The organism is Candidatus Micrarchaeia archaeon (assembly GCA_041650355.1).
GTDB lineage: Archaea > Micrarchaeota > Micrarchaeia > Anstonellales > Bilamarchaeaceae > JAHJBR01.
On the sequence record JBAZLI010000004.1, the window covers coordinates 1 to 25,570 of the forward strand.

The window sequence follows — 25,570 nt, forward strand, 5'->3', positions numbered from 1 at the left end:
TTCCCTTCGTGCACTTTTCCCAAAACCCCATCCAGATTCTTCCTGTGGAAAACGCTCACCATGCCCATGCTTCCTCCCGCAGAGCAGAACACGTACGGTATCTTCATCCTCTTGCAGAAAGATGAAATCATCCGCCTCGTTTCCACGTTGTCCGTGCAGTCCAGCACAACATCGCATTTCTCAAGCATCTCAACATTCGTCCTGTTAATCTCCTCGCCCCGCCGCTCCACTCTCACTTTCGGGTTTATCTTCTTGGCCTTCCGCGCCGCGGCATCCACCTTGAGTTTCCCCATGTTCGTGTCCACCGCGTAAATCTGCCTGTTGAAATTCGTGATCTCAAACCTGTCCCCATCAAAAATGATGAAATTCCCGACACCAAGCCTCACCAATATCTCGAACGCAGCGCCTCCTGTTCCGCCCAATCCCACCAATCCAACGCGCGATTTTGCCAGCTTCCCATGCTCGCCCCTGCTGACAGTCCCTATATTTCTAGAAAATATGCCCCCGACCATACCCAATTATTAATTGCCCGATTTAAAAATCACACATGCCTATGATACTCTTTTCGTCAAACGTGCCGGCCAGTGCCAACATAGCTTCATGGCTGCCAGGGCTGGGCTTCGAGCGCACTGATGAAAACAAGTGGATTTTTGAAAAAACAACGCTCCTCGATACTAAAGTGCAGAAAATCCTGGACGTCCCGACTGATTCCAAAACCGATTATTTCATCGTCCTTTCCCCGCACAGGAGCGAGGCCAACCTGCAGAGCCTCACGGTCCACATCCCGGGCAACTGGGACAGCGCTGAATTCGGCGGAAATCCCCGGACGCTCAACACCTCGTTCCCAAGCCTCCAGAAAGCCCTCCTGGCGAAGATGCACGGGAAAAACAAGGAATACGGACTCGGCTTCAACGTCAATTACGAAGTGGACCACCATGGCCCCACTATAGGAACGCCCATCCTGTTCGTGGAAATCGGGAGCTCGGAAACCGAATGGAAAAACCCGCTCGCGGGGAAAATAATAGCGGAATCTGTTTTCGAGGCGGTTTGCACGAACCCCTGTAAAAATTCCGAATCTTCAGAGGCGTTTTTCGGTGTTGGCGGAGGCCATTACGCCCCGAAGTTCACCTCCCTCGCGCTGGAAAAAGATTTTGCTTTCGGCCACATGCTGCCGAAATACCGCGCCGATTCAATCGGGCCGGACACGTTCGCGCAGGCGATGGAAAAGAACCTCGGGAAAGTGGAAAAGATAATTCTGGACAAGAAGGGCGCAAGCGGCGAGCAGAAGGAAACAATCCGCCTCCTTGCAAAGGAGCGCGGAATCGAAATCCTGGGGCTTTAACCCGCGCCCGCATCCAGCGCACCCATTCTTTTAAAAAACGTTTTTCGCATCATATCCTCATTCACGCCAAGGTAGCTCAGAATCGGCGCGCCAGCGCCGGTGGGCAATCGGCTAGAGCGCCAGACTCATACAAGGGATTCCGAAGATGAGTTATGAGCCCTTCGGGGCAATGACAAAAAACGTGCGCAAACCGTGGTTTGCAGATTTCGCGATTTAACTTTTGAGAAATCTGGAGGCCGGGAATTCGAATTTCCCCCTTGGCATCCTAATCTTAAATCAAACACTACACCAGGTAGAAGAAAAGCGCCCCGAAAAGCGGTATCGTGAAATTATCATCCACTTCCAGGGGGAGGCTCTCAAACAGCGCGGCAAGCGCCGCGAAAAGGATCCCAATCCACCCTACGAACAGGCACGAGGTCAGTGTTGCGGCGAAAAACGCCGCGAGCCCCTCGGCAGTTTTTTCCTTGTTGTAAAACAGCTTCCTTTCCCCTCGCTCCCCGAGTATCGCAGAAGCCCCGTCCCCGAAAGCGAGCGCGCAGATGACCGCCGCAATCTCGCCCTGGTCATGCAGCACAGTTGCAGCCATGAGCAGCCCGGACACGTACCACGCGGTCGCGTAGCCCGGGAACCTCACGCCCTGCCTCTCGAAATTCCTTATGAACCATCCCGTGAAAGGGACCCGCCAGCCCATGAGAAGCATGTTTATGATGCACAGCCCGCCAATCAGCACGAGCACAAGGAGCGCCACCATCCTGTTCCTTCCGAACACCAGGAGAAACGACAGGAATAGCGCTCCGGCAGTCATATGCAGCGCTTTCCTCCTGGTTTCGCTATTTACGCTTGTTCCCAGCTTCATATTTTCCCCTGTTCATCCAGTTCCACGCTATTTCACTCATGTAATACGTGAAAGGCGCGAGCCCCACGCTCCCTGCAACGTCTTCGAACGAGTGCACCCCCAGGTATATCCTCGTGAACCCGACGAAAACCGCATACGCGAGATATATGAAGAATGTCGGCTTGTTCAGGAACGCGAGCATCACCGTGAACGCAACCAGCGTGTGGCCGCTCGGAAACGAGTTGCTGTCCGGGCACTCCACCTTGCCTGGCTGCACCACGCACGGGCGTTCAGTGTGCACGAATTCCTTTATCGCCGTGGCCAGCAGCACCGCGCAGCCTATCGCAATCACTATCTTCGCGACTTTGGTTTTCCTCCTCTCGGTGAGCAGCACGAGCCCCAGGGTCACGATTATCATCATGGCCTCGTTGTCTATGGCCCTGGCCAGCGCAGTGAGCCAGCCAGCGTCCATTCCTGCAATAGCCATGCTGATGGTGTCCATGTCAAAACACTATGGGATTTGGCCGGATAAAATATAAATCCCAACGAGCGCGGCACCGGCCATCGCGCCGAAATAGAGCGCCATCCTGGAAGTCTTACCCTCCATTTCCGCGATGTAAAAAGAAGTGAGCGCCGCATAGAGGACAACATAAATCGCAGTAGCTTTGGGCGCAATTGCCAGCACGCCCCCGTTAGCGTTTCCAAACGCATCCCCTACTTTAGATAGCACATCTATGGACACGGTCAGAATAACCGGAACCAGCAGCGCGCCGAGCATGAGCGTGTACTTCTGCACTGAAAGCGCGTTTTCCCGCTCCCGCCTCAGCTCCGAGATTTCAAGCAGGTCCTCGGCCAATTCATGCATCCTCTCAGATACGCTGGCGCCGGATACGTGCGCCTTGAGCATCACATCGCACATCCTCCTGAGCATGAACGACTGGTTCCTTTCCCAGAGTTCGGCTAGGGCCTTTTCAGGGTTCACGTTCGCCCTGAGCTGGCGGAGCGTTTTCCCTGCCTCAGGAGAAAGCGGGTCTCCGGCATCAGCCATAATCCCGAATATTTTGTCTATCCGATAGCCCCTGGGCAGTCCAGATACCCTCAAAAGCGAATCCGGGAGCCCTTCCTCAAGCTTTTCAATCCTTGCATCCTCAGCCACCTTCCCTGCGACCGCAAACGCAGCCCCTCCTCCAGCAACTACAACAGCTGCAACTTTCCACACGCTCCCGAGCGGAAGCGCTATCGCCGCAGCCAGCGCGATTGCAAAAAGCAGCGTTATCATTGCCCCGTTTCCCCCCCTTCCTACTGAAAACACATCCGGGGGCATCTGCGACCTGGCCGCGCCCAGCAGGAGCGCCCCGAGCAGCGGGAACCCAGCCACCATCACCAGCGCGAACGTGCCCTGGCTTATCTCCATTCCAGCCCCGAGAGCGCCCACCGATGCGAGCACAAGGAACATCGCAGGCGCAACCACTGTGAGCACGACAAAAACAAGCCCGAAGAACGAGCTTTTCGAAACGTAATCCCTCATCCTGTACCTCTGGAGCGAGAAAAGGTCCTGGGACAGCCTTGCCACGCCCTCGCTTCCGCCGCTCTCGTACGCGGTAATCACCTGCGCAAACACTCTCTTGAGCACAGGGCTTTCGCTCCTCTCCGCCACCGCGGCCAGCGCCTTCGCAAGCCCTGTCCCGCGCCCCGCTTCCTCCAGCGCAGTTCTTATTTCTGCCCCTGCTTCGCCGTAATCCGCAGAAGCCTCGAGCGCCCGCGTGAACGGAATTTTCATGGACAGCAGCATCGCGAGCATCCTCACCACGAGCGGCATCTCAGCTTCCATCCTGGCCATCCTGCTGCGTTCAATTCTCCGCGGCCAGTCAATCATGAAGAAGAACGCGAGCGAGAACGCGGTGCAGAACCCGGCCATCGCAACCAGCGTCCAGCCTCCGAGCGCCAGCGCAGCCGCAATTCCGCACAAAAATGCAGTCAAGAGGGACATAGTGACGTACCCCCCTGGCTTTTTCAGCAGCCGCCCGTACTTCTCCACACTCCTGCTCCTCACTCCGCACCCAGGGAATCGCTCTGAAACCCGCGAAACAATTTCCCAAATCATCTCACATCCCGTAAATTCGCTTCTGCGCGCTTTCAAAGAAAGCCTGGAATTCACCCGGCGCCCTTGCAATCCATTTCGCCCTTCCAGCCAGTTCATCCCTGAATTCGGCCCTGCTCAATCCCAGCGCCCCGGCCGCCCGTTCGCACACATCAGCCCCGAAGTCCACCTTCCCGCTCCGCACAAGCGGCCTGGGGCTTCCATCCCCCTGGATTTCGCAAATTTCAGTTATTTTCCTGAGTTCCCTGCCCTTCCTGGATTTTTTCGAGTATTCCACCCCTCTCCTCTGCACTACCAGCACGTCAATGCTGGGAAGGTCCACCTTCTCAACGCCCATGTTTCCCAGCCTCAGCAGGGTTTCCCGCGCGCTCTGCCCGTGAAATGTCGCGTAAGTGCCCCGCGCCTGCCCTGCGAGCAGCACGTCGAAAAGCGCCTCCACCTCCTCCCTGGACCGCACCTCCCCGACCACCATCCTGTCCGGCCTCATGCGCAAACTGTCGTACACCAAGTCCTTCAGCCCTATTCCCATCTCCCTGTTCACCGCGAGCCGCACCTGGTGGGGATGCGGCACGTTTATCTCCGGGGTTTCCTCCACTATGACCACTCTTTCGTCCGAGGGCACGAAGCAGAACAGCGCGTTGAGCGTGGTCGTTTTCCCGCTCGCTGTGTTTCCAGCCACCATGAGCGAACAATCCGTCTGCATGAGCATAGAAAGCAGCGCCATCTCGCCGAAACCCGCGGTGCCGGAATCCGCGATTTCCCTGGGCGAGAAAGGGTTTTCCCTGAACTTCCGTATAGTTAGCTCGCCTCCGGATACCGGCGGGAGAGACGCGTGCAATCTGGACCCGTCAGGCAGCATCGCGTCAAGCCTTGGATGCTGGAGCGTTATCCTCCTGCCCACCTTGGCAGCCATCTTGTTCACCACGTCCATGAGGGTTTTTTCATCGTCGAACCTGGCATTCACTTTCCGCCAACCTGATTTCCTTATGAAAACGTACGCCGGCTTGCCCAGCCCCACCACGCTTATCTCCTCTATCCAATCATCCGCAAGCAGCTCATCCAGGAACGCGAACCCGTACAGGTGCATTTTCGCATATTTCGCCAAATAATCCCGTTGCTCCCTGTCAAGCGATATCCCCTCTGCTTCCGCATGCTTAGTGATAGCAGAGCCCAGCTCGGCTTCCACTTCCTCCATCGCAAGCTCCCTTTCCTCAACCAGTTTCCTATACTCTTTTTCCGTGGCCAGCACCACCGCTTCCTCATCCACGCTCAGGGGCGGCAACCCGACTTTATACTCTCCCTCCTTCACAACGCTCCAGCCCAGCCGTTCGGCTGTTCCTTCCCCCTTTTTCCTGTCCCCCCATGGAATTTTTTCAAACATGCTCCCACTCCAGCGTATCCCCGCGTTTGATACTGTGTTCCTCGCACATCTCCAAAAGATACTTCGCAGGCTTGGTGTTCCTTACGTAAAACGTGAATGGACGTATATTCTTCACAACTTCCACAACCCGCTTCCCCCCGTCCAAATAAACAGCGTCAAAAGGGAAAAACACGAAAAACGAGTGTATCCCTATCGCTCCCTCATACTCAAAGAAGAAAAGGATATTCTTTCTCTTGGAGAGCATGAGCCCCCTGGCCCGTTCCAGCAGCGTGGTTGCGGCTTCTGCATTGAAAATCCGCTTCCCAACCCTGAGCGCAACCATCATTTCCCAAACCTTCTGCTCCTCCTGTCGTATTCCTTCAGCACGGCAACAAAATCATTCTTGCCGAAATCCTGCCAGAGCTTTTTCACGAAAAAGAACTCGCTGTAAACGCTCTGCCAGGGCATCAGGCCAGAGAGCCTCTGCTCCCCGCTCGTACGTATTATCAAATCCGGATCCCTTATCCCGGCAGTGTAAAGGTTCTCATCTATCGTCTGCTCATTCGCCTGCTTCACGCCTTTTTTGATTATCTCGTTCACGGCGTCCACAATCTCTTCCCTTCCTCCGTAGCCGAGCAGCAGATTCAACTCATATGTTTTGTTGTTCCTGGTCAGGTGTTCAATTTTGCCCATCGCCTCCTGTATTTCTCTAGGAAACAGCGCGCGCCTGCCCAGGAACCGCACCTTCACATCATACTTGCCCCGCTCCTTCCCACTCTTTTTCCTGTCCTCCTCCATAATCTCGTTCAAATATTTTTTGAAAAGCCCGAAGAGCTTCTCTATTTCCTCGGGATTCCTCCGCGCGTTGTCCGTTGAGAATCCCCACATGCTGAGCGTGCGCACATCATGCTCCTTGCACCATTTCAGCACATCGCCTATCTTCCGTATTCCCTTGTCGTACCCTTCGACTATGCTCACGTGGTTTTTGTTCGCCCATCTCCTGTTTGCGGTTTTTCAAATTCCGTCAGGGATGATGGCGATATGCTTAGGCACGGTTCCAAGTTTCTTTTTCATAGCGTCAACCTACCCACATCCACTTCATCACTTAGAAAGCTTCCTTATGAAATCCACCAGCCGGTTCGAATACCCGAATTCATTGTCGTACCATGCCGAGATTTTCACCAGGTTCCCCATGACTTTAGTCAGCTTCGAGTCCACTATCGCGCTTTCCCTGGTTCCTATTATATCCCGTGAAACAAGGTCTTCCTCGCTGTATCCCAGTATTCCCCTAAGCTCATTTTCGCTCGCCCTTTTGAGCTCGGCATTCACGCTCTTCGCGTCGGTTTCCTGCTTCACCAGGAGCACGATGTCGTTGAGCGAACCGTCCGGAACCGGGACCCTGAACGCGACCCCATCCAGCTTCCCCTTGAGTGCGGGCAGCACATCCCCTATAGCCTTCGCGGCTCCTGTCTTGGTGGGAATTATGCTCACTCCAGCTGCTCGCGCCCTTCTCAAATCCTCGTGGCTCCCGTCAAGTATGCGCTGGTCGTTCGTGTACGCGTGCACAGTGCTCATGAACCCCCTCTCTATTCCGAATTTCTCGTCGATTACCTTCAATATCGGGGCAAGGCAGTTGGTGGTGCAGCTGGCGAGCGAGAACAATTTATGCTCCTTGTTCAGAATCTGGTCGTTAACCCCAGGGACTATGGTCGCGTCGCACTGCTCAGCAGGCGCCGAAATAAGGACTTTTTTCGCCCCTGCGACGATGTGCTTTTCCGCGTCCTCCCTGCTCCTGAACTCCCCGCTGCTTTCCAGCACCACATCCACTTCAAGCTCCTTCCACGGAAGCTTGAGCGGGTCCTTTTCCTGTATCCATCTTATCTTGTGCCCGTTGACTATGAAAAATCCGTCGCGCACCTCCACAGTCCCATCGAATCTCCCGAAAGTGGAGTCGTACTTGAACAGGTGCGCGTGCATCTCGGGCTTGCTCCGCGTGTTTATCGCAACCACGTCGAAATCCCTTCCCAGCGCGCCCTGCGCCACAGCTGCCCTGAGGAACGTCTTCCCAATCCTCCCGAACCCTGAAATCGCAACCTTCATATGCCCACCCAAAATCAGTTGTACATGCTATAGAAAGCCATACATTATAAATATTTTTTGAGATGCCCCATAATGCGTTTTCGGCTATTTTTCCCAGCGCTGCTCTTCGCGGCCGCGTTCCTCATGCTCGGCTGCCTCGGCGGCCAGCAATACGAGAACAAATTCAAGGGCTTTTCCACGGTTTACCCGTTCGGCTGGTCGGTTTACGAAGATGAAATGCGCGTGGTTTTCTCCTCCCCCGATGGTGCGGCCCAGTTAATCGTGCTTAGCACCTACAGCAATTCCAGCACTCCCCCTGAGAACGTGACCCGCAGCCTTTTCACGCAATTCGTGAAGTCCCGCACAGACATAGCTATAATCAACCAGTCCAGCCGCGCCATCCTGGTGAACAATCTCAGCGCAAGCGAACGCATATTGCATTTCTCTTATTCTTCAGATTCAGGAAGAATAGAGCAGTACAGCCGCTTCGCAGCTTTTTCCAGGCAGGAACATTACTTCATCGTGCTCCTCAATGTCTTCTCGGCTCCAAACGGAAAAGTAGACCGTGCAAGCTATGAAAAAGCGTTTGATGACGCAGTTTCTGCATTCCGCATAACTTAATATATTTTTTCTTCCTTATATCCCCCACTCCCTAGGACGCGAAGAGTTCACGCAATAATTTAAAAGCTATTGCGTAATAGTATAGCGTTCAACCCAGGTGGTTTCAATGGCAAAGTACCTTATCGCAAGGCAGCTTTCAGGAAAAAAACTGATAACAAACGACGGAGAGGATTTCGGGCGCTTGGTGGACGTTAACATAAACGAACTCACAGGCAAGATTGAGAATCTCGTTATCGAGCCCAACCCGGACAGCGAGAGCGCGAACAAGCTCAAGAAGGAGGACGGGATGATTCACGTTCCTTACGAGGCAGTCACCGCGGTCGGGGATTTTGTGATTGTGGAGAAAAGGAACCTCGTCTACGAATAACTTTCTGATTTTGTCTCTTTTTCTTAATTTTCCCTAAGTTGCTTGAATACCTTTTGCCTGACCAAATTATAAACGTCTAAGTTGCCGTTCGCTCTTGCTTCTTCGAGTGCCTCATTCACACATCCAATTGCCGTTTTATGCCCACTCACTGATTGTTCTACTACTCGCGCCCCTGCATCCAGAAGAAGCTTGACCGTCTTAAAACGGCCGGTCAATATGGCATGTGCAATCATTGTGTTGTGGAACGTATCCACAACGTTTACGTCTGCACCTTGCTCTATGAGTTTGCGTATTTTAACTGGATTCGCGTCTTCTTGGATAAATCTTAGAAGCTTTGCGTCTAGTATTTTCTGTACTTTGTCTCGGCGACTTGGAACACTAGAACCTATGCCCATTCGTGCTAGTTGCATCTCCTTTTGTTTCTCCCACTTTTCGTAATCTTTGCATGCATTCTCATCATATAAATAATCTCCAAAACCTGCGCCCGCAGCTTCCAAAACCCTAATTGCTGAATAGTTGCGTATGCTCATAACGATATCTAATACAGTATATCCGCTAGCATTGCATATACCAACTATAGAATCTACAAACAGTTTATCCCCCTCCACCATATTCTTTATCTCGTCTAAAGTAGCGCTCCGCACCAGTTTATCCTTCTCTTTTGGGAGGACAACATGAACTTTACCATTATGCATCTGCAAACAATACTGCGCGATACCCTTAGGTTCGCGACTTGAAATCTCTTCAACCAATCTTTTCAGATCAATATTTTTTCGTTCCTCTACAGCCTTAAAAAGCTCCAATCCAAGTTCCCTGAGGTCCATGTGTGAAAATCGGTTTTCGCAGGCAACATCCTTTTTTGCGAACTTAGCATTAATTCCATTCCCGCTTTTTCTCAGTTCTTTTCCCAAAAATCTGTCCCGTGGCGCCTTCCATTTCTGAATTGGCTTAAAATGATGTTGTGTTTGGCATATCATTAGTTCACCGTTAGCGTCTTGTTTTCGGGTCAACCACAGTCGCAGTGACCTGCACGCCATTTGTTGCCATGGCTTCTGAAACCTTTTTAGGCACTCCGAGGCTCTGCGGCTTGTCCACCAGCACCGTGTCCCCCAAATGATAAACGATATATTTGCCCTTCTCTTTCTCGAGTTCCATCGAAATTCCAAATAAGCCTTCCTGTTCTCCGGCAAGTTGCACCCTTTTTTTCTTCAAAATTTCAACAAAAGTCAATTTGAGCTTATTCATGGCCTCTAATTTATCTTTCTCATCTTTCGTAAGCACCGGCCCCAAATGCCCGACATTTGCGCATTCTTTGACCAATGCTTCCAGATGAAGCTTTCTCGAGGCAGGATTAACCCTGATTCTCTTCATCCTCTGGGTGGTGTGCCATCTCTCCCGAGGGGTTGCACCAACCCCACTATTAAGCATTAGTTCCTTCATGAAATCACCTACCTGTGTTATATTAGCTATTTATGCGTATAATCCTTTTAAAACCCGCCGTTATCTCGAAAAGCCAACTCTTATATAATTTTCAACCCCTTGTAAAAGCATGGTTGTGATTGCCGGTATAGACGAGGCTGGCAGGGGGCCGGTAATAGGCCCCATGGTAATCGCGCTCTTCTCCTGCCCAAGCGAGAACGAATCCAAAATAAACGCCTTGTGCAAAAAAGACTCCAAACAGCTTAGTCCCACTCAGAGGGAAGAAATATTCGCGAAACTCAAGCATCTGGGCAAAATAGACTACGTGGAATTAGGTGCAGAGAAGCTCAACACGCTCATGGAAAAGGAAACCCTTAACGAAATAGAGGCGATGTTCATAGCGAAGCTGATAAAGAACCTCACCGGCGACGCGAACGTGAAAATAGACCTGCCGGACCGCTATTCCTGGGTCTTCGCGAAAAGGATGCAGCGCTACGGGATAAAAAAGTACGAGGCGGAGCACAAGGCAGACGAGAACCACCCAATAGTTGCAGCCGCAAGCATATGCGCAAAAGTCCTCAGGGACCAGCGCATAGCCGAACTTCGCTCCCAATTCGGGGATTTCGGCTCAGGCTACCCGAGCGATGAAAAAACAATTGCGTTCCTAAAAAATAAAGAGAGTCTTACGCGCATAGCCCAGCACATAAGAAAGAAGTGGAAAACTTTAGAGAATATAAAGCAAACCAAGCTGGTTATAGAGGATTGAAAATGGAGCGCATTCTGGTTACCGGAGGCTCAGGCTTCATAGGCTCCCACATAGCCGAGCATTTCGTGCAAAAGGGCTTCAGCGTCGCGATACTGGACAGTTCCAAAGAATCATCCAACATACTTCCTTTCGCAAAAGACTTGGACATATTCAACTGCTCGATTACCGATTACGAAGAAGTGAAAAAAGCGATGAAGGATGTTCGTTATGTTTTCCACCACGCTGCGATGGTTTCAGTGCCCCAGAGCGTGGAACAACCAGAGCTTGCGAAAAGAATAAACACTGTTGGAACGCTCAACGTGCTGAAAGCCGCAAAGGAATGCGGGGCAAAACGCGTGATTCTCGCTTCCTCGTCAGCAGTGTACGGCAACAACAAACCCCCTTTGCACGAAAACATGCTTCCGAACCCCCTGAGCCCATACGCGCAGACAAAGCTGGAGAACGAGAAGCACGCCCATGAATCTTACCATCGCCAGGGGCTTGAAACAGTCAGCTTGAGGTATTTCAACGTCTACGGGCCAAGGCAGAACCCGGATTCAGCATACGCGGCCGTAATCCCGAAATTCATAACCGCGCTCAAATCCGGCTCCAAGCCCGTGATTTACGGAAACGGGAGTCAGACCCGCGATTTCATATTCGTGAAGGACGTGGTGCGCGCAAACGTCCTTGCGGCTTCAGCAGCCAAGGGCGCTTTAGGCGAAACCTTCAACATCGCAACAGGCAAGCCTGTTTCCATCCTCTCGCTTCTGGAGAAAATAGCTTCTTTGATGGGCAAAAAAGCCGACCCTGTTTTGCAGCCCCCGAGAAAAGGGGACATCCTCCATTCCTACGCAGACATCTCAAAAGCATCCAAGCTGCTCTCCTTCAATTCCGAATATGCGCTTGAAAAAGGGCTTGGAGAAACTGTAAAATCATTTTGATTTTGCCAGCATTGCGTGCAAAAACCTCTGCCCGAACGTAATTATAGAGAGCAAAGCAGTGATTGCAAGCAATGGGGCGGCCCACTCGTTTTTCGCAACCGCAAGCGCGAAAACTCCCACAAGCAGTACGCTTCTCTCAGCCCTCTCAAGCAATCCAGGCATCTTCACCGCGTCCATGTGCCCCATTATCTGCCTGTGCTCTGCATAAGCCTTCACGAAGCTGGTCATGCACGTCCCGAAAAACAGCGTGAAAATCAGCCAGACGTCCTTCCCGACGAGCAAATCCGGCATGTCCACCTGCAAAATAAGAGTTAAAATTATGCAGAACTCAACCAGCCGGTCCGCAATCCCGTCCAGGAACGCCCCTTTCCTGCTTTCCAGCCCCCTTGCCCTTGCAACCGCTCCGTCCACAGCATCCAGGAACAGCGCAAGCGCGAAAAGCGCGGCAGCGCCCCATTGCGAATAGGAATACGCAAAATACCCTGCGGCCGCGAAAAGCACCGAACCTAGCGTAATCACGTTCGGATGGAGGGGCACGTGCTTGAACACCCTTTCCAGGGCTTTCGATAGGTCCTTGCCGATAAAGCTTGCGCGGAGCATGTTTCCATCTCATTTTTGCTTTTTGAGGATGGCCTCATCAAATATAATATCAGACGCTGTTGACCTCATCACAAATCAGAGGTTGTTCATGTCATCACAAGCATATTTCTCGCCCTTGCTTTAAAAAAGCTACACAAGAAATCAATTCATGGACGAGCTCCTGATTGCGCTTGCGAGAAAAGGCGCGCACCGTTCCCCGGTAAAGCTGACCACTCTGGAGTTGGGCAGCATGCTGGGCATGAGCCAGCAGAACGCATCCCTCAGGCTCCGTGAACTGGAAAAACAGGGGCTTATCTCAAGGAGCCCGCACGGCATTTCGTTAACTCCGTCCGGATTGGAGGCGGTCCGCGAAGTCTATGTTGGCCTGAAAAGCGCGTTTGAGCCGAAAACCTCAACAATTTCAGGCGCAATCTCATCTGGTTTCGGGGAAGGGCGCTATTACCTCTCTTTTCCAGAGTACAAGAAGCAGATTGCCGAGAAATTTGGCTTCACGCCGTACGAAGGCACCCTCAACATCAGCCTTTCCGAAGGCCAGCTCGCAGTGAAATCCGCGTTCGTGAAGAATTCCGAACCCGCAATAATAAGAGGTTTCAAGAGCAAAGACCGCACTTTCGGGGACCTTTTCGCATACTCCTGCACCGTGGACGGAGTGAAATCCGCGCTCATAATTCCTGCCCGCACCCATCATCCCCCAGAAATAATAGAAATCGCGGCTTCCTCTAATCTTAAAAAGCATCTCGGAAAGAAAGACGGCGATATGGTCGAAATCTCGCTCGGTTAGGAGTTAAAAAACGTTTTAAACTGTTTGGAGTTGAATTAAATACTCCATTTATGGGCTCGTAGTCGAATGGTTACTAGATGGGACGCATTTCAAAGAACCCAATTAGCCATAGATGACGCTACCCTGACACGGTAGAGACTCCCGGTCCGATTCCGGGCGGGCCCAAGTCCTCATCACCTATGTGTTTCCGGTTTTCAGTTCTGGGTTGATGAAGAGGGATTCATTATGGAAACGCAGTCTGATGCATTGTCGCCCATCGACAAGCAGTGGAAGAACGCATGCAGAATCCTTTTCGGGCGCGAAATGGGCGATCTCACAGACCGCAAGCGTTTCCTCACTAGGTACATCGACCCGCTCTCAAAATCCAGGTCCGCCCTCAGCGGCAGCGACGTTTTCTATTCTGCACCCTATTGCAACGGGGCGAAGTTCGTTTCCTTCGCTGAACACGAAAGAGTCTCTAAGTTTGAGCCGCTCTCCATAAACGACATAAAAGATATGGATTCTCTCATGCAGTCTATAGGGGAAAGAGTGTACTACTCCGGCAACAAGATGCTGGGCAGGTCAAAATTCGTAGAAAATTCGGAAAACTGCATAAACTCCACCTATGTGCTGGACTCCTCAGAAATCTTCAACTGCGAGTACATAGCCTATTCGAACCTGATACGCGACAGCAAATACCTCTTCGGTTGCTCTTCGGGGGGAGACAGCAGCTTCTGCATAAACTGCGCCGAGGTCGGCACAAGCGTGCGCGCCTTTGAGAGTGGCCTCATCCTCCATTCCAGCGACGTTTATTACAGCTACTATGCGAGAAACTGCCGCGATGTGCTCTTCTGCTTCAACCTCACGAGCAAAAACCATGCGATAGGCAACAACGAGCTCGGGAGAGATAAATATGCTGAAATGAAGAAGGAACTGCTCGCCCAGATGGCATCGGAGCTCAAAGCATCTGGAACACTGCCCTCACTGGTGGAGATGGTGTGCCATGATTAAGAACCCGGTGCAGAAGGCATTCGACAGCACCGCATCCCTGATTTTCGGCAGGCCGCTCGGGCCAATAGAAAGATACGAGGAATGGCTTTTCTCCAACATGCCCAAAAGGCGGATTGCGCACGCTTCAGACAACGGGAAAACCATCCTGCTTCCTGGTTATTCTATACCGAAGTTCATCCCAGAAAAGCGCATAATAAGCATGGATTTCCTGGGGAAGGCGGGAAACATGAAAATAGCTGAACTGCCGCACGAGCTACATGCGCTCGGCAGGAAAGCTTCTGAAATCGCTCTTTTCTCCGGTGAATCCCAGGAAGGCCAGAGCAGCAACAACCTGGAATCCAACTTCTTCCTCAACCTGAACAGTTCCTACAGGACCGTGGACTGTTACTTCGCGAAGAACTGCGGCTGCGAGATATACAGCTCGTTCACCGAAAACTCGTTCGGGTGCTTCCTCGCGCTCTACAGCAAATTCGTGATAAATTGCTATTACTCCACCAACCTCTCCGTGTGCTTCGAGATGGACGGATGTCACGACTGCTCCAATTCAATGTTCTGCCATAACTGCGAAAACGTCAACGACTCGCTATTCTGCTTCAATGCGAAAAACCTGAAATACGCGGTCGGAAACAGCGAGCTCGGGAAGGAGGACTACCTAAGAATCAGGAAGGCGTTCCTGGCCGATGCCCTGAAGGAGCTTGAAAGCAGCGGAAAACTGGAGCTGAGCATCTACAATATCGGCTGCTATTGAGCGTTTCCAGCCCAGAATTACCTATTAAAGTACTTCTCTATTTCAAACGCAGTGGGCCTTCTCTCATTCTCCTTCTGCTCGGAAAGCCTCATTTCCAGGTACTCGCCAAGCAGTTCAGGGGAGAAGAAGCCCTTCAGGAACTTGTTGTCGCTGTCCAAAGCTGCTATGGCCTCGGTTATGCTGGAAGGCAATGGCTTGATTTTAAGCTCCTTTGCGCGCTTGGAATCCAAATCCGCAAGATTCTCGTCCACCGGTTTCCCAGGGTCGGTCTTGTTCTTTATTCCGTCCAATCCTGCGGCCACAACGGCTGTGTAAGCAAGATATGGGTTTATGGACGAATCCGCCCCGCAGTAGGAAACCACCCTATCCTCGCTTTTGTAAGCTCCGGAAACCTGCACGAGCGCGTTCTGGCTCTTGCCCCACACCGAGTATCTCGGGTCTGCCCGCATCTTCTTGTACGAATTCGTAGTAGGCATGGCGAAAAGGCAGAGCGCCTCAGCGTGCTCCAGCAGCCCCCCAATGTAATAAAGCGCGTTCTGGCTCAGTTGCGCGTAATCGTCCTTCTCGTCGTAAAACAGGTTCGCATTCCCTTTCTTGAGCCTCTGCGTTATGTATGCAGAGTTTCCCCTGTCGCTTGCAATCGGAAGCGGCATGAACGTCGCTATGTTGTTCGCAACAAAAGCAGTATTCTTCGCCACGTATTTCAGCGTAACAAGCGCGTCCGCGGCCATCTTCGCGTTGTATTCCCTGATTTTCATCCTCTGCTGGCCGTTCGCTGATTTCCCGTGGCTGTGCGAATCAACTGCATACCTAAACGTCTCGTCCATGAGCTCCGCAATCTGCGTCCTCGCAGGGTAAAGCGTGTCGTGTGGCTGGCCTATGTAAGCCCCGTTCTTGGCGTTGAAATACGGTGAAGGATTCCAGTTCCCTTCGTGCGTCTCAACCAGGTAGTTCGGCCCCCTGTCATTGGCCACCTTCTCCAGGGTCACATTATCAAATATGTAAAATTCAACATCGCACCCTACCTGCACGTCGCTTATGCCCATCGCCTTGGCATTTATATTCACCCTCTCTATGGAATATCTTGAATCTTTTGCAAACCGCTCCTTCTCAGGCATGGTGTAAACGTTGGAAATTACTCTCATAGTGCTGGCTTCCCACGGAACCCGCGCGTAAGTGTCCTGGTCAGGCAGGAGCGCCAGCGATTTTCCAGTGAATCCGAAAACCTCCCCTAATTCAGTCTCAAAGCCGCTCGCGAACGTCTCTTCGTTCACGTTTTTTGCAGGGACGCTCTTGTGATAAACCTGCCCGTCAATGCCAACGAATTGCAAATCCACCCATTTTGCATCGCTTGTTTTCATGAATTCGAGCACTTCTTCAACGGTTGCCATTGCACCACCTGTTTTTGGTTAACCAGATAAGGTAAATAAAGGTTGTGCCTCCTGCAGAGATAAGATAAGTTGCCACGAGCCGGATTTGAACCAGCGACCCTTCGGTTTCCAGTTTCCCGTTCGATTTTCGAATCCGGGATTCTTCAGCCGAATGCTCTCCCAGCTGAGCTACCGTGGCATGAATGATAGGGCGAAATAATCTATGCGCACTCGTTTTTTAATAGTTTGCTGTCAGGGCTGCATCCACTCTATCTCGAAATGCTCGTAATCGCTCCCAGGCAGGTCTATCCGCTTCACCGCGTAATAGGTTATGCTGCTCTCCCTGTCCGATATCGCGAGCAAAACCTCAAGCCCGTAATGCTTCGCTTCAAAGAGTGCCTCCGCCAGCTCTTCCCCTCCTATGTACTCATCTTCTGAAAGCGAGTACATGAGAAAGCGCGGCTGCCCGTCTTTAGGGGTTTCAATCCCCCCCTTCTTCCTGTGAAATAGCAAGAAGTCCAGCCTAGGCCGTTTCGCATTCACTTTTATATCCAGCTTCTTCCCCGGTATTGCAAGTATGAATGTCTTCTTCACCGAGTGCGCAACCCTTATCGCCCTGGACCACTCGGAAATGAGCATCTTGCTTTTCCTGGAAAACACGTGCACAACGTGCTTAGAATGTATCCACTCGTCATTTTCGCGCACAGGCGAAGCCCCGGGGAAGTAAATCCTGAAATGCGTTCCGAACTTGAAGCCGGTTTTGAGCACGTACCCCTTTTTCCTCCAGTCCTCGTAAACCGAATACATATCCTCGAAATACTTTATCCTCTCATCTGCCTCGGCCCACACGTCCTCGAGCTTCGCGTTCTTGAGCGAAAGGTTCCCGTGCTTGAGCAGATAAATCGTCTCATACACATCTAATTTTGCTATCTTCCCCCTATGCGCCGCCTTGTAAGTCCCGAACTGCCCGATCCAGTATTTCTCGTAAAGCTCCTTCCCGCTGGCTTCATCATCAATTACCGTTATCAAGTCGTCCAGGAAGAAAACCCCCTGGAGCGCGTAGGAGTCAATCTTGAACTCCCCGCCTTTGTATCTCTTTGCCGAGGTCCTCCCGTAGTTTCCCTCAGCCTCGCTGCTCGGCCTGGCCATCAGCCCCCTGTCCCTCCAGTCCTTGAACGTGAGGTAGCGGGCAAGAAGCTTTTTCTTCTTCAGAAAGAGCGAAGCCAAGTCGTTGAACGTGTGGGTGTTCCCGGCCTCATCAACGCATTTCGCGTTCCTTATGTCCAGCATGTACATCGCTTCCTCAGGCTGGAGGTAAACAATTCCCTTTTCCATGGTTCCGTAGAATCCGTTCGCCAGGGAACTCACGTCCTGCGGCTCCTTCACTGCGATTTTGCCATTCTTCCTGCCCAGATAAAGAGTAATTCCCATATTTTCACCTTTTTCGCCGATGTGTACCGGAGAAATTGTTGAGTACCCGGCCCGATTTGAAAAAATCCGGGCCCAATATTATCTATTATGCAAACTTTTATAATCTCAGGGCAGATAGCATTTCATGAAAAAACTTGCTTTGCTCGCATTGCTCCTTTTGGGAACCGTGCTTTTCGCTGATGCCGGGCCGTCTCCGCCAAAGCCGCAAATCACCGTGAATATTGAAAAGGCAGGAGCGCCCTACGCTGGCGCCTTGGACATGGTTTTCGTGTGCGCGGCTGAAGGGGCGTCGAATTCCCCCGTAGGCGAGCGCGAGATAAACATGACCTGCTCCAGCGGCAGGTGCACCAACGACGACTGGTTCTACAAGCTGAACCCTTGCTATTATCCAGACATAGGGTATTTCATATATCGGCTCCCCGGAGAATCCAACTACTCACTGCCAAAGACTGTTTTTTCCTTCAACGAGTCCATGGTTTACGAAGTGAAGCTGGACGTTGAAACTGGCAACTCAAGCGTTGCGGCAAAAGGTGCGGCCTGCCCGCTTTCCCTTGCAATCCTTGCGTTCTTCTCCACATTTGCCTATTTCTATGCGCGCAAGCAATGATTGCTATGGTCCGGCTCAAATTCCTTGGCACCAACGGCTGGTACTCCAGCGAAAGCGGCTACACCGTATGCACCGCCATTTCCGCGCCAGGCCGGCTCATAGCGCTTGACGCAGGAGACGGCTTCCAGGACATTTCCGAAATTGCGAAACTCTGGAAAACCCGCAGAATTGATGTTTTCCTCTCCCATCTGCACCTGGACCATGTTTCAGGTTTGCACACGCTCGCAAAGCTCGAAGGCTTCAAAGTGAGAATATTCGTGCATAAATCCTATCTTCCAGCCCTAAAAAAGCTAATCGCGCACCCCTTCACCGCGAATGAAAAAGACCTTGCCAGATTCGGTTGCTCCCTGGAGCTTTTCGGCCTGAAAGAGGGCGTGAATAGCATCCCATATAAGGTCCAGGTGCTTCCACTGGTGCATGCAGACCCTTGCTTCGGATTCAGGTTCAGCTTAGGCGGAAAGTCCATTGCCTATTGCACAGACACCAGGAAATGCGAAAACATGCTCAAACTTGCGAAAAATGCGGACTTACTCATAAGCGAGTGCTCGTTTCCTCCTGGAAAGCGGCCTCACACGGAGTGGCCGCACCTGAATCCAGAAATGGCTGCGGAAATGGCAAAAAAGGCTGGCGCCAAACGCCTTGTGCTCACCCATTTCGACGCAACTCAGTACGCTAAAATCAGCCTTAGAAAAGAGGCTGAAAAGGCCGCGAAGCGCATTTTCAAAAACTGCTCTGCTGCGCTGGACGGAATGGAAGTTGAGCTACGGGCAGGCATCCATGATTGACTGGTGCGTCCCAGTGTTCCGGCTCTCAGCATTGGAGGGAGGGCAGTGTGTATCCCCTGGATTCCAGAAATTTCGCGAATTTGGTGGCCGCCTCATTAGGTGGGTAAGTCCATTCAGACCCGTCATCATATTGCACTAAAACCCCCTGCCTGTAATCATTCCCATATTTTGGAAACCGCGCGAGGTGTTCCTCGCTAACCGTAGCTCCCTTCTCGATGAGTAAGCGAGCCATCCTGTAATCATATATTCGCAGAGCGGCATCAAGCGCTTTTTCCGCGCTTAAACCATGCTTCGCATTTGGGTCTGCACCCGCGTTCAATAACGCTTCTACCACTTCAAAATGCCCCTTTTCAGCAGCTAACACTAATGGCACCCGCTCTCCAAAATTTACGTTATTGGGATCTGCACCATATTCCAGCAGGAGATTAACCAGCTTTACCTTACCAGCCCCAGCGGCAATTAGTAGCGAGAAATCAGATGCATAATCACAGACATACGCTGAGTCGGGTTTAGCGCCAAGCTGGAGCAGAAGTTTTGCCGCATCATACTGGCCATACCTAATAGCGGTTACTAGAGGGCGTGTGGAGTCGCCGTCCCCATACTCCAATCCATTAGGATTCGCGCCCATCCCCACCAAATTTTCTATTTGTTCCAGGTCCCCTCGTTTGACTGCCATGTGAAGCGCCACACCCAATTCAGTTACCACCTTCTCTCTATGGGGAATAAAAGCCCGCGCAGGTGCCTCGGTTTTCGATTGAATTGGTTTTTGGCCTTTAACTTTGTGGAGTGTTTTCCCCATACAATCACCATAAAATCTGTTTAGTATCTCCATATGCACCAAAATATTTAAAAATACACTTTTTAGCACAAATATGCTTACGTCATTGCAAAGAAGTTCGACTGCCAAGCATATTCTACTGAACTCAGAAAAATTTCTCAAGCCCTGGCTTTACAATCATCTTATCCTTAGCCGCGATAGTTCTCACTCCGCTTTCTTTTTCAATTCTCGCGGCCTCCTTCTCAGGCCCCTCGTCCAGCATCTTCATCCCCATATGGGTAAGAATAGCCATCTTGGGCCTCGCAATTTTAAGCAGCTCAATGGTTTCGTCGCTCGTGAAATGCCCCTTGTAATCGTCCTTTCTCGGCTTCATTGTATTCGTTATCAGCCAGTCGCAGCCCTTATACTGTTCATACAATCCCTCAAAATATTCCGTGTCGCTCGTGTACCCGACAGTAAGGCCGTCCATGACCAGCTTGAACCCGAAGCAGGTTTGCTCCTCGTGCTTCGCCCTGAGTACCTCAATCTCAAACGAACCTTTTCCGTTACTGAAAACCTTCTTCTCGCCCCATTTGGCCGAATACACTTCCTTCACTTTTGAAAGATGGTACTTGCTGAACGCCCGGTCGCCTTTGTGGTCACCTTCAATTGAATTTTTGCTCCCGATGACTATCCCGTGCTTCTTGAGCGTGTACCTGCTCATCGCCTCGGAAAGCACGTTCGCGTCTGAGCAGTGGTCGATGTGCAGGTGCGTCACGATTATCGCATCCAAGCTCATGGGGTTCTGCCCCACTTCAATGCTGCGCACGAGCGCTCCGGGCCCGGGGTCCACATGGATGTTCATGGAGCCGTTTATCCTGAATCCACCGGTCCATCTCCTCTGCTGAAGTAAATTTACACGCCCGCCCCCAGTCCCCAGAAAAACCAGTTCCATCCAATCTCACCGTGCTTTGTAAATTCTCTGCACCCAGACTTTCTTGAAAAACGGCAGCGTGAGCGTTGAGAGAAGGAATCCCGCCGTGGGAACTATCGCGTTCAGCCACGCATTAGGCAATCCAGCGTAAAGGAAATACAGCGCTATTGCCAGGTAGGTGAAAAGGGAAATGAGCACTCTTCTCGCATAGCTCGTTTCCCATGCCTTGTCAGCCTCCACCTTCGCATTCCGTTCCTCTATTTTTCCCACCCTTTCTTCCAGCGAAGCCATAATCACTACCTGCGCCCGAGCCGCTCCATCATTTTGCACGCCATGCACAGATTTGCAGATGCAGGCTCTCTGCACCTGGAGCATTTCAATATCTCGGTTTTTCCCTTCCCCAACCCGGCCCTCATCAGCTTCTCCATCTCCAGGAAGCTTTTCAATATCCTTATTTTCGTCCCTGGGTATTCCCCCTCTGTCTCGTTCAGCTGCCCTTTCACATGCTGCCTGAACGACTGGTATGCGTATGGGCATTCCGAATATTTTATCCCAATTCCCTTCATCATTGCATAAGCCGCGATTTCCTTTTCCGGGGCCCTCATAAGGGGCCTTATCCTGGGCACGAACGCATCGTCTTCTGAAACCGGCTCAAGGAACCTCGCAAGCCTCGCAGGCTCGTTCCTCATCATATTCATCAGCACGGTCTGCGCCACATCATCCAGATTGTGGCCTATGGCGATTTTGGACGCATGCTCCGTTCTCGCGCCCCTATTCAGCAAATACCTCCTGAAAACCCCGCACCAGCTGCACGCGTTTCCCTCCTTCTTCATGATTTCATCAAGCGAAAAGCCAGTTCCTTTCCTGAACGACAGCACTTTGAGCGGAATTTTCAGTTTTTTGCATTCCTGCTTCGCGACCGCGAGCGTCTTGCTCCTGTAGCCGGCGATTCCCTCATCAATTGTAATCGCGACAATCTCAAAAGGGAGTTTTTTCCTGAGCTTTGCGAGCAGGTGGAGCAAGACCACGCTGTCCTTTCCTCCCGAGAGCCCGATTGCGATTTTTTCGCGCGGCCTTATCATGCGGTACTCGCGCACCGTGTCCAAAAAGCGCTTCTCGAAATATTTCACGAAGCAGCCTGCGCACAGGTGCCTCGCCGCGTACGCCAGCCGTATCGCGGCAGGTTTCCCGCACGCCGAACATTTAGGAATACTCAATTCACCCACCGAAAACTACCTTTATTACCTCAATCCTGCTTCCAGGTCCTATCTCCGCGTCTTCAGGCGCAAGCTTCCCATCCACCTTCACGAGCACTTCCTCGCGCGCGATCTTCATTTTCTTGAGCAGTCCGGCGACAGTGCCTTTTGCGAAAGCCACTTTTTTCTCTTCGTTGTTCAACAGCACCCTCATAAAAGTCTTAGGCGACCATATATTTATATACATCAAACCCGAAGGAAAAAAGGAACGGTTTTTCAAGTTGATTTTATGGATGAAAGCGACCTTCTCCCCTGGACGGAGAAGTACAGGCCGAGGAAGCTCGAAGACATTACTGGCCAGGTTGAAATAATAAAGACGCTCAGGGCATTCGTAAAAGCCAAAAACATGCCCAACCTGCTCTTTGCTGGCCCTCCGGGCATAGGCAAAACCACCTCATCCATCGCGCTGGCGCACGAGCTTTACGGGGACAACATGATGGGCAATTTTCTGGAGCTCAACGCGAGCGACGAAAGGGGGATAGATGTAGTGCGCGGAAAGATAAAGGATTTCGCGCGCAGCGTCTCCATGGGAAAGGCGGACTTCAAGCTCATATTCCTTGATGAAGCTGACGCGCTCACACCCGATGCGCAGCACGCCTTGCGCAGGACCATGGAGCTTCACTCCAGCATCACCCGCTTCATCCTCAGCTGCAACTACTCATCTAAAATAATCGAGCCCATCCAGAGCAGGACCGCGATATTCAGGTTCCTGAGGCTGAACGAACCTGACGTGAGGAAGACGCTCGAGCACGTTGCCAAGTCCGAGGGGCTCAAGGTGGACGAGGACGCGTTCGGCGCCCTTTACTACATTTCCGAGGGGGACATGCGCAAGTCCATAAACGCGCTCCAGGGCGCGGCAATACATTCAAAACACATAACCAAGGACCTGGTGTTCAAAATCTCCTCGCGGGCAGAGCCCAAGGAAGTGCTGGAAATGATGGAGCTTTCGCTTTCCGGGAAATTCCTGGACGCTAGGAAGAAGCTCGATTCCCTGATAATAAATTACGGGCTTTCAGGAGAAGACATACTTCTGCAGATGTACCGCGAGATAGACAAGCTCAAAATAGACGAGAAGAAGAAGGTCCAGCTCGTGGACCGCATAGGCGAGTACAATTTCCGGCTGGTGGAAGGGGCCAATGAGCGGATACAGATAGAGGCGCTTCTCGCGCAGCTCATGCTTGTGGGGAAATAGCCTGAATAAGAACAAAAAAATCAAGATAAAAGCAAAATAAAAACTGAATAAAAAGAAAAAGAATGCGTTCAGATTGCAGGCCTTGCACCCACAGTTTTCCCGAATGAAATAGGCTCGAACGGAGTTCCTTCGGTTCTTTTCTCAATTTCCGAAAGCAGCTCTTCAAAGCCCATCTCTTTCTTCCCGCCGCTTTCGCGCACGCTCACCGCAATTTTTCCGGATTCCATCTCCTTGTCCCCGATTACGGCGACATATGGGCACCATTCCATCTCGGCGTTGCGGATTTTCTTACCTAAAGTCTCGCCGCTGTCATCAACATCCACGCGCACTCTCCTTCCAGCAGCCTTTTTCTGCAGCTCAATCGCAAAAGCAAGGTGTTTTTCCCCTATGGGCACCAGGCGCACCTGAGTGGGCGCAAGCCAGAGCGGATAATTGGCCTTCTTTCCCTGCTTCATGCGCATCGCTTCCTTCTCAAGCAGCGCGTAAACCACCCTTTCCAGGCTTCCGCTCAGCGAAGCGTGCAGTATGAGCGGCCTCTGCTTCTGCCCCTTCTCATCCACAAAGCTTATGTCATAGGTTTCCGCGTTCTCCACATCTATCTGCACAGTTGACAAAGCGCTGGCCTTGTCCATCGCGTCCACGAAATTGAACTCGAACTTGGTTATGAAGTACGCGTACCTTTCCTGGAACAGCTCCAGCAATACGGGTTTACCGACTTTTTTCGCCATTCCCACGTACCATTCCTTGTTCTCGTTGAAGAAATCCGTCTGCGCCCTGAATCCGACCTCAAGCTCATCAAGCCCGAGCCCCTCGTTCCAGCTAAGGCTCGCCTCAAGCTGGTTCTCGAATTCCTTTTTCGCCTGCTCCATGCTCACGGCCATAGTGTGCATATCAGGCATGGTGAGCGCCCTCACCCTCTTCAACCCCGCAAGCTCCCCTGCCTGCTCCCTCCTGAAGCTGTATCGTGTGAGCTCGTACATCTTGAGCGGCAGTTGCTTGTAGCTCATCACCATGTCATGGCTTATGAGGAACTGCCCGAAGCACGCGGCGAACCTCAAAAACAGTTTCTTGTCGTCAGAAAGCACCACGTACTGCCTTGCAGGGAACCTGTTCAAATACTTCTTGAGCGAGGGATGCTCGTAATCGTACATTATCGGAGTCTCAACCTCCATCGCCCCGTATCCTACGCAGTAGTCGCTTATCGCCCTCTCGAGCAATTTCTTTATGAGCCTTCCCTTGGGCAGCCACCTGAAGTTCCCTGGGTCGCTCCCTGGCTCGTAGTTCACGAGCGAATGCTCCTTCATCAATTTTATGTGCGGCGGCTCCTGGTCGTACGCCCTCACTTTCTTTGTTTCATAGGTCGCGAACTTCCCGAGCAGTCCATGCCCATTGTAATCAAAAGCATCCACTTCGCTCAGCTTCCCGTCAAGCCCGAGAATATGGAATTTGCTCTTCATTTTTTCCTCGCTCTTGAGCGAAGCAGAGATTTCTTGGATGGGCTGGGTTCCGGCATGCTGCACTCCTGCTTCAATTGCGAGCGCGGCCTTTATTTCCCTCGAGAGCTCGCTGAGCGGATGGCCCTTGCACTTCAGAGTGTATCCCTTGTACCACCCGAAAGGAGAACTTTCGACCTGGTAGCCGGCCCCATCGAGCAGCTCCACAACCTTCTTTATCACCGCGAGCGCCACCTTCGGCGCGGATGGCTTGGAAGTGAGGTGCACGAGCGGGTAGATGAGCACGTTGCTCGTTTTCACCTGCTTCGCGACCTTTTCAACTTCAGTTGCGGTATTTTTAGCAACCCCCTCCACATCCTCGTCGCCCTGCTCCACGGACGTGAACACGACGAGCACTTCCTCATACCTTTTCTTCTCCAGCTCCACGTCCTCGGCGTCCCTTATCGCCTTCTGCTTAGGCTCCACTTCTATGTAATCCGCATGTACCGTCATTATCCTCATGTGCATCAGCCTCGATTTCCAGTTTTTATGTTTGTTCTCTTTCCGCGAGATTTGCGTAAAACAGAAAAATATTTGTTTTTTGGTCCGGAATCCACCCGCCAAGCGGATTCCAGAGATAAAATTAGCAGGTAGTAGTGTTGCCAGTGCTTCCAATGCTGCCGAACGATCCACCGTACATGAATTTACTATGGGAAATAAGGTTTTTAAGCGGTTCGCCGAAGTTCCTCCATGATGCGTTTCGGCCCTGCAGGCATACCAATCCAATGCGAAGGAGGCACTGCAGAAGGGATAGAATGCTGCAGAAAGCTCGGCCTCGGAGCTATGGAGATGGAATTCGTGCGCGGGGTGAAAATG

General features: G+C 51.8%; 29 protein-coding genes, 3 tRNA genes and 1 pseudogene. 13 read left to right on the plus strand and 20 right to left on the minus strand.

Features of this window, described 5'->3' with window-relative positions:
* Positions 1–512: ThiF family adenylyltransferase (locus WC488_00570; protein ID MFA5076906.1), on the minus strand; the 512-nt coding region annotated here is incomplete at its 3' end.
* A gap of 35 nt (positions 513–547) precedes the next feature.
* On the opposite strand from WC488_00570, the gene WC488_00575 reads away from it, so the two are divergent.
* Entirely contained in the window at positions 548–1,342 is a 795-nt protein-coding gene (locus WC488_00575; GenBank protein ID MFA5076907.1) for a D-aminoacyl-tRNA deacylase, read from the plus strand.
* A gap of 65 nt (positions 1,343–1,407) precedes the next feature.
* Positions 1,408–1,605 (plus strand) — tRNA-Met (locus tag WC488_00580).
* Positions 1,606–1,625: 20 nt separating this feature from the next.
* On the opposite strand, the gene WC488_00585 is transcribed toward WC488_00580, so the two are convergent.
* From WC488_00585 to gap, 7 genes and pseudogenes are all read right to left on the minus strand, one after another.
* Positions 1,626–2,198, minus strand: a complete 573-nt coding sequence (locus WC488_00585; GenBank protein MFA5076908.1) for a hypothetical protein — start codon at positions 2,196–2,198, stop codon at positions 1,626–1,628.
* The gene (locus tag WC488_00590; protein ID MFA5076909.1) at positions 2,173–2,679 is read right to left on the minus strand and encodes a phosphatase PAP2 family protein; all 507 of its coding nucleotides are present in this window, start codon (positions 2,677–2,679) and stop codon (positions 2,173–2,175) included. Before WC488_00590 ends, WC488_00585 begins: the two co-directional genes overlap by 26 nt.
* 9 nt (positions 2,680–2,688) lie before the next feature.
* On the minus strand, positions 2,689–4,281 hold the full coding sequence (locus WC488_00595) for a type II secretion system F family protein (GenBank protein ID MFA5076910.1): 1,593 nt from the start codon (positions 4,279–4,281) through the stop codon (positions 2,689–2,691).
* 1 nt (position 4,282) lies between these two features.
* Positions 4,283–5,659, minus strand: coding sequence for an ATPase, T2SS/T4P/T4SS family (locus WC488_00600; protein ID MFA5076911.1), 1,377 nt, complete (start codon positions 5,657–5,659; stop codon positions 4,283–4,285).
* Positions 5,652–5,981 carry a DUF192 domain-containing protein gene (locus WC488_00605; GenBank protein MFA5076912.1) on the minus strand — a complete coding sequence of 110 codons (330 nt, stop codon included), beginning with the start codon at positions 5,979–5,981 and terminating at the stop codon, positions 5,652–5,654. Before WC488_00605 ends, WC488_00600 begins: the two co-directional genes overlap by 8 nt.
* Positions 5,981–6,631, minus strand: a pseudogene (uppS, locus tag WC488_00610) (polyprenyl diphosphate synthase). The gene WC488_00605 and the pseudogene uppS overlap by 1 nt, the downstream one beginning before the upstream one ends.
* A gap of 108 nt (positions 6,632–6,739) precedes the next feature.
* The gene (gene gap / locus WC488_00615) at positions 6,740–7,738 is read right to left on the minus strand and encodes a type I glyceraldehyde-3-phosphate dehydrogenase (protein MFA5076913.1); all 999 of its coding nucleotides are present in this window, start codon (positions 7,736–7,738) and stop codon (positions 6,740–6,742) included.
* 72 nt (positions 7,739–7,810) lie between these two features.
* Here gap and WC488_00620 point away from each other — a divergent pair, with 72 nt between their 5' ends.
* Positions 7,811–8,338 (plus strand): hypothetical protein, encoded by a 528-nt coding sequence (locus WC488_00620; GenBank protein ID MFA5076914.1) that lies wholly within the window; start codon positions 7,811–7,813, stop codon positions 8,336–8,338.
* Positions 8,339–8,444: 106 nt separating this feature from the next.
* The gene (locus WC488_00625) at positions 8,445–8,705 is read left to right on the plus strand and encodes a PRC-barrel domain-containing protein (GenBank protein ID MFA5076915.1); all 261 of its coding nucleotides are present in this window, start codon (positions 8,445–8,447) and stop codon (positions 8,703–8,705) included.
* A 23-nt stretch (positions 8,706–8,728) separates the two neighbouring features.
* Here the strand turns inward: WC488_00625 and WC488_00630 are convergent, their stop codons facing one another.
* Positions 8,729–9,682 (minus strand): hypothetical protein, encoded by a 954-nt coding sequence (locus WC488_00630; protein MFA5076916.1) that lies wholly within the window; start codon positions 9,680–9,682, stop codon positions 8,729–8,731.
* Between the two features lie 10 nt (positions 9,683–9,692).
* Positions 9,693–10,145, minus strand: coding sequence for a hypothetical protein (locus WC488_00635; protein ID MFA5076917.1), 453 nt, complete (start codon positions 10,143–10,145; stop codon positions 9,693–9,695).
* Between the two features lie 109 nt (positions 10,146–10,254).
* On the opposite strand from WC488_00635, the gene rnhB reads away from it, so the two are divergent.
* Together rnhB and WC488_00645 are read left to right on the plus strand one after the other, a co-directional pair.
* Complete coding sequence (gene rnhB, locus WC488_00640) at positions 10,255–10,890, plus strand: ribonuclease HII (protein MFA5076918.1); 636 nt, start codon at positions 10,255–10,257, stop codon at positions 10,888–10,890.
* Between the two features lie 2 nt (positions 10,891–10,892).
* Positions 10,893–11,810, plus strand: coding sequence for an SDR family NAD(P)-dependent oxidoreductase (locus WC488_00645; GenBank protein MFA5076919.1), 918 nt, complete (start codon positions 10,893–10,895; stop codon positions 11,808–11,810).
* Here the strand turns inward: WC488_00645 and WC488_00650 are convergent.
* On the minus strand, positions 11,802–12,410 hold the full coding sequence (locus tag WC488_00650) for a CDP-alcohol phosphatidyltransferase family protein (protein ID MFA5076920.1): 609 nt from the start codon (positions 12,408–12,410) through the stop codon (positions 11,802–11,804). The two genes, WC488_00645 and WC488_00650, sit on opposite strands and share 9 nt — an antisense overlap.
* A 148-nt stretch (positions 12,411–12,558) precedes the next feature.
* Here WC488_00650 and WC488_00655 point away from each other — a divergent pair, with 148 nt between their 5' ends.
* From WC488_00655 to WC488_00670, 4 genes are all read left to right on the plus strand, one after another.
* Positions 12,559–13,191 carry a DUF120 domain-containing protein gene (locus WC488_00655; GenBank protein ID MFA5076921.1) on the plus strand — a complete coding sequence of 211 codons (633 nt, stop codon included), beginning with the start codon at positions 12,559–12,561 and terminating at the stop codon, positions 13,189–13,191.
* A gap of 52 nt (positions 13,192–13,243) precedes the next feature.
* Positions 13,244–13,356 (plus strand) — tRNA-Val (locus tag WC488_00660).
* Positions 13,357–13,416: 60 nt separating this feature from the next.
* Positions 13,417–14,181: a hypothetical protein gene (locus tag WC488_00665; GenBank protein ID MFA5076922.1), complete on the plus strand. Its 765-nt coding sequence runs from the start codon at positions 13,417–13,419 to the stop codon at positions 14,179–14,181.
* A complete protein-coding gene (locus tag WC488_00670; GenBank protein ID MFA5076923.1) occupies positions 14,174–14,929 on the plus strand; it encodes a hypothetical protein in 756 nt (251 codons plus the stop codon). Before WC488_00665 ends, WC488_00670 begins: the two co-directional genes overlap by 8 nt.
* Positions 14,930–14,946: 17 nt before the next feature.
* Here the strand turns inward: WC488_00670 and WC488_00675 are convergent, their stop codons facing one another.
* From WC488_00675 to endA, 3 genes are all read right to left on the minus strand, one after another.
* Positions 14,947–16,320 (minus strand): glutamine synthetase family protein, encoded by a 1,374-nt coding sequence (locus tag WC488_00675; GenBank protein MFA5076924.1) that lies wholly within the window; start codon positions 16,318–16,320, stop codon positions 14,947–14,949.
* 70 nt (positions 16,321–16,390) lie between these two features.
* Positions 16,391–16,498: transfer RNA gene (locus tag WC488_00680), tRNA-Phe, on the minus strand.
* Between the two features lie 53 nt (positions 16,499–16,551).
* Positions 16,552–17,730 (minus strand): tRNA-intron lyase, encoded by a 1,179-nt coding sequence (gene endA / locus WC488_00685; GenBank protein ID MFA5076925.1) that lies wholly within the window; start codon positions 17,728–17,730, stop codon positions 16,552–16,554.
* Positions 17,731–17,854: 124 nt separating this feature from the next.
* On the opposite strand from endA, the gene WC488_00690 reads away from it, so the two are divergent.
* Positions 17,855–18,337, plus strand: a complete 483-nt coding sequence (locus WC488_00690; protein MFA5076926.1) for a hypothetical protein — start codon at positions 17,855–17,857, stop codon at positions 18,335–18,337.
* A gap of 5 nt (positions 18,338–18,342) precedes the next feature.
* The gene (locus WC488_00695) at positions 18,343–19,122 is read left to right on the plus strand and encodes an MBL fold metallo-hydrolase (GenBank protein ID MFA5076927.1); all 780 of its coding nucleotides are present in this window, start codon (positions 18,343–18,345) and stop codon (positions 19,120–19,122) included.
* 25 nt (positions 19,123–19,147) lie between these two features.
* Here WC488_00695 and WC488_00700 read toward each other — a convergent pair whose 3' ends face one another.
* The 5 genes from WC488_00700 to WC488_00720 all read right to left on the minus strand — a co-directional run bounded on the left by WC488_00700 (position 19,148) and on the right by WC488_00720 (position 22,223).
* Positions 19,148–19,954: an ankyrin repeat domain-containing protein gene (locus WC488_00700; protein MFA5076928.1), complete on the minus strand. Its 807-nt coding sequence runs from the start codon at positions 19,952–19,954 to the stop codon at positions 19,148–19,150.
* Between the two features lie 91 nt (positions 19,955–20,045).
* On the minus strand, positions 20,046–20,834 hold the full coding sequence (locus WC488_00705) for an MBL fold metallo-hydrolase (GenBank protein ID MFA5076929.1): 789 nt from the start codon (positions 20,832–20,834) through the stop codon (positions 20,046–20,048).
* 6 nt (positions 20,835–20,840) lie between these two features.
* The gene (locus tag WC488_00710; GenBank protein MFA5076930.1) at positions 20,841–21,104 is read right to left on the minus strand and encodes a hypothetical protein; all 264 of its coding nucleotides are present in this window, start codon (positions 21,102–21,104) and stop codon (positions 20,841–20,843) included.
* A 5-nt stretch (positions 21,105–21,109) separates the two neighbouring features.
* A complete protein-coding gene (locus WC488_00715; GenBank protein ID MFA5076931.1) occupies positions 21,110–22,030 on the minus strand; it encodes a TIGR00269 family protein in 921 nt (306 codons plus the stop codon).
* A 1-nt stretch (position 22,031) separates the two neighbouring features.
* The gene (locus tag WC488_00720) at positions 22,032–22,223 is read right to left on the minus strand and encodes a MoaD/ThiS family protein (protein ID MFA5076932.1); all 192 of its coding nucleotides are present in this window, start codon (positions 22,221–22,223) and stop codon (positions 22,032–22,034) included.
* Between the two features lie 75 nt (positions 22,224–22,298).
* On the opposite strand from WC488_00720, the gene WC488_00725 reads away from it, so the two are divergent.
* A complete protein-coding gene (locus WC488_00725) occupies positions 22,299–23,261 on the plus strand; it encodes a replication factor C small subunit (protein ID MFA5076933.1) in 963 nt (320 codons plus the stop codon).
* Positions 23,262–23,329: 68 nt separating this feature from the next.
* On the opposite strand, the gene WC488_00730 is transcribed toward WC488_00725, so the two are convergent.
* On the minus strand, positions 23,330–25,216 hold the full coding sequence (locus tag WC488_00730) for a threonine--tRNA ligase (protein ID MFA5076934.1): 1,887 nt from the start codon (positions 25,214–25,216) through the stop codon (positions 23,330–23,332).
* Positions 25,217–25,570: the final 354 nt, after the last annotated feature.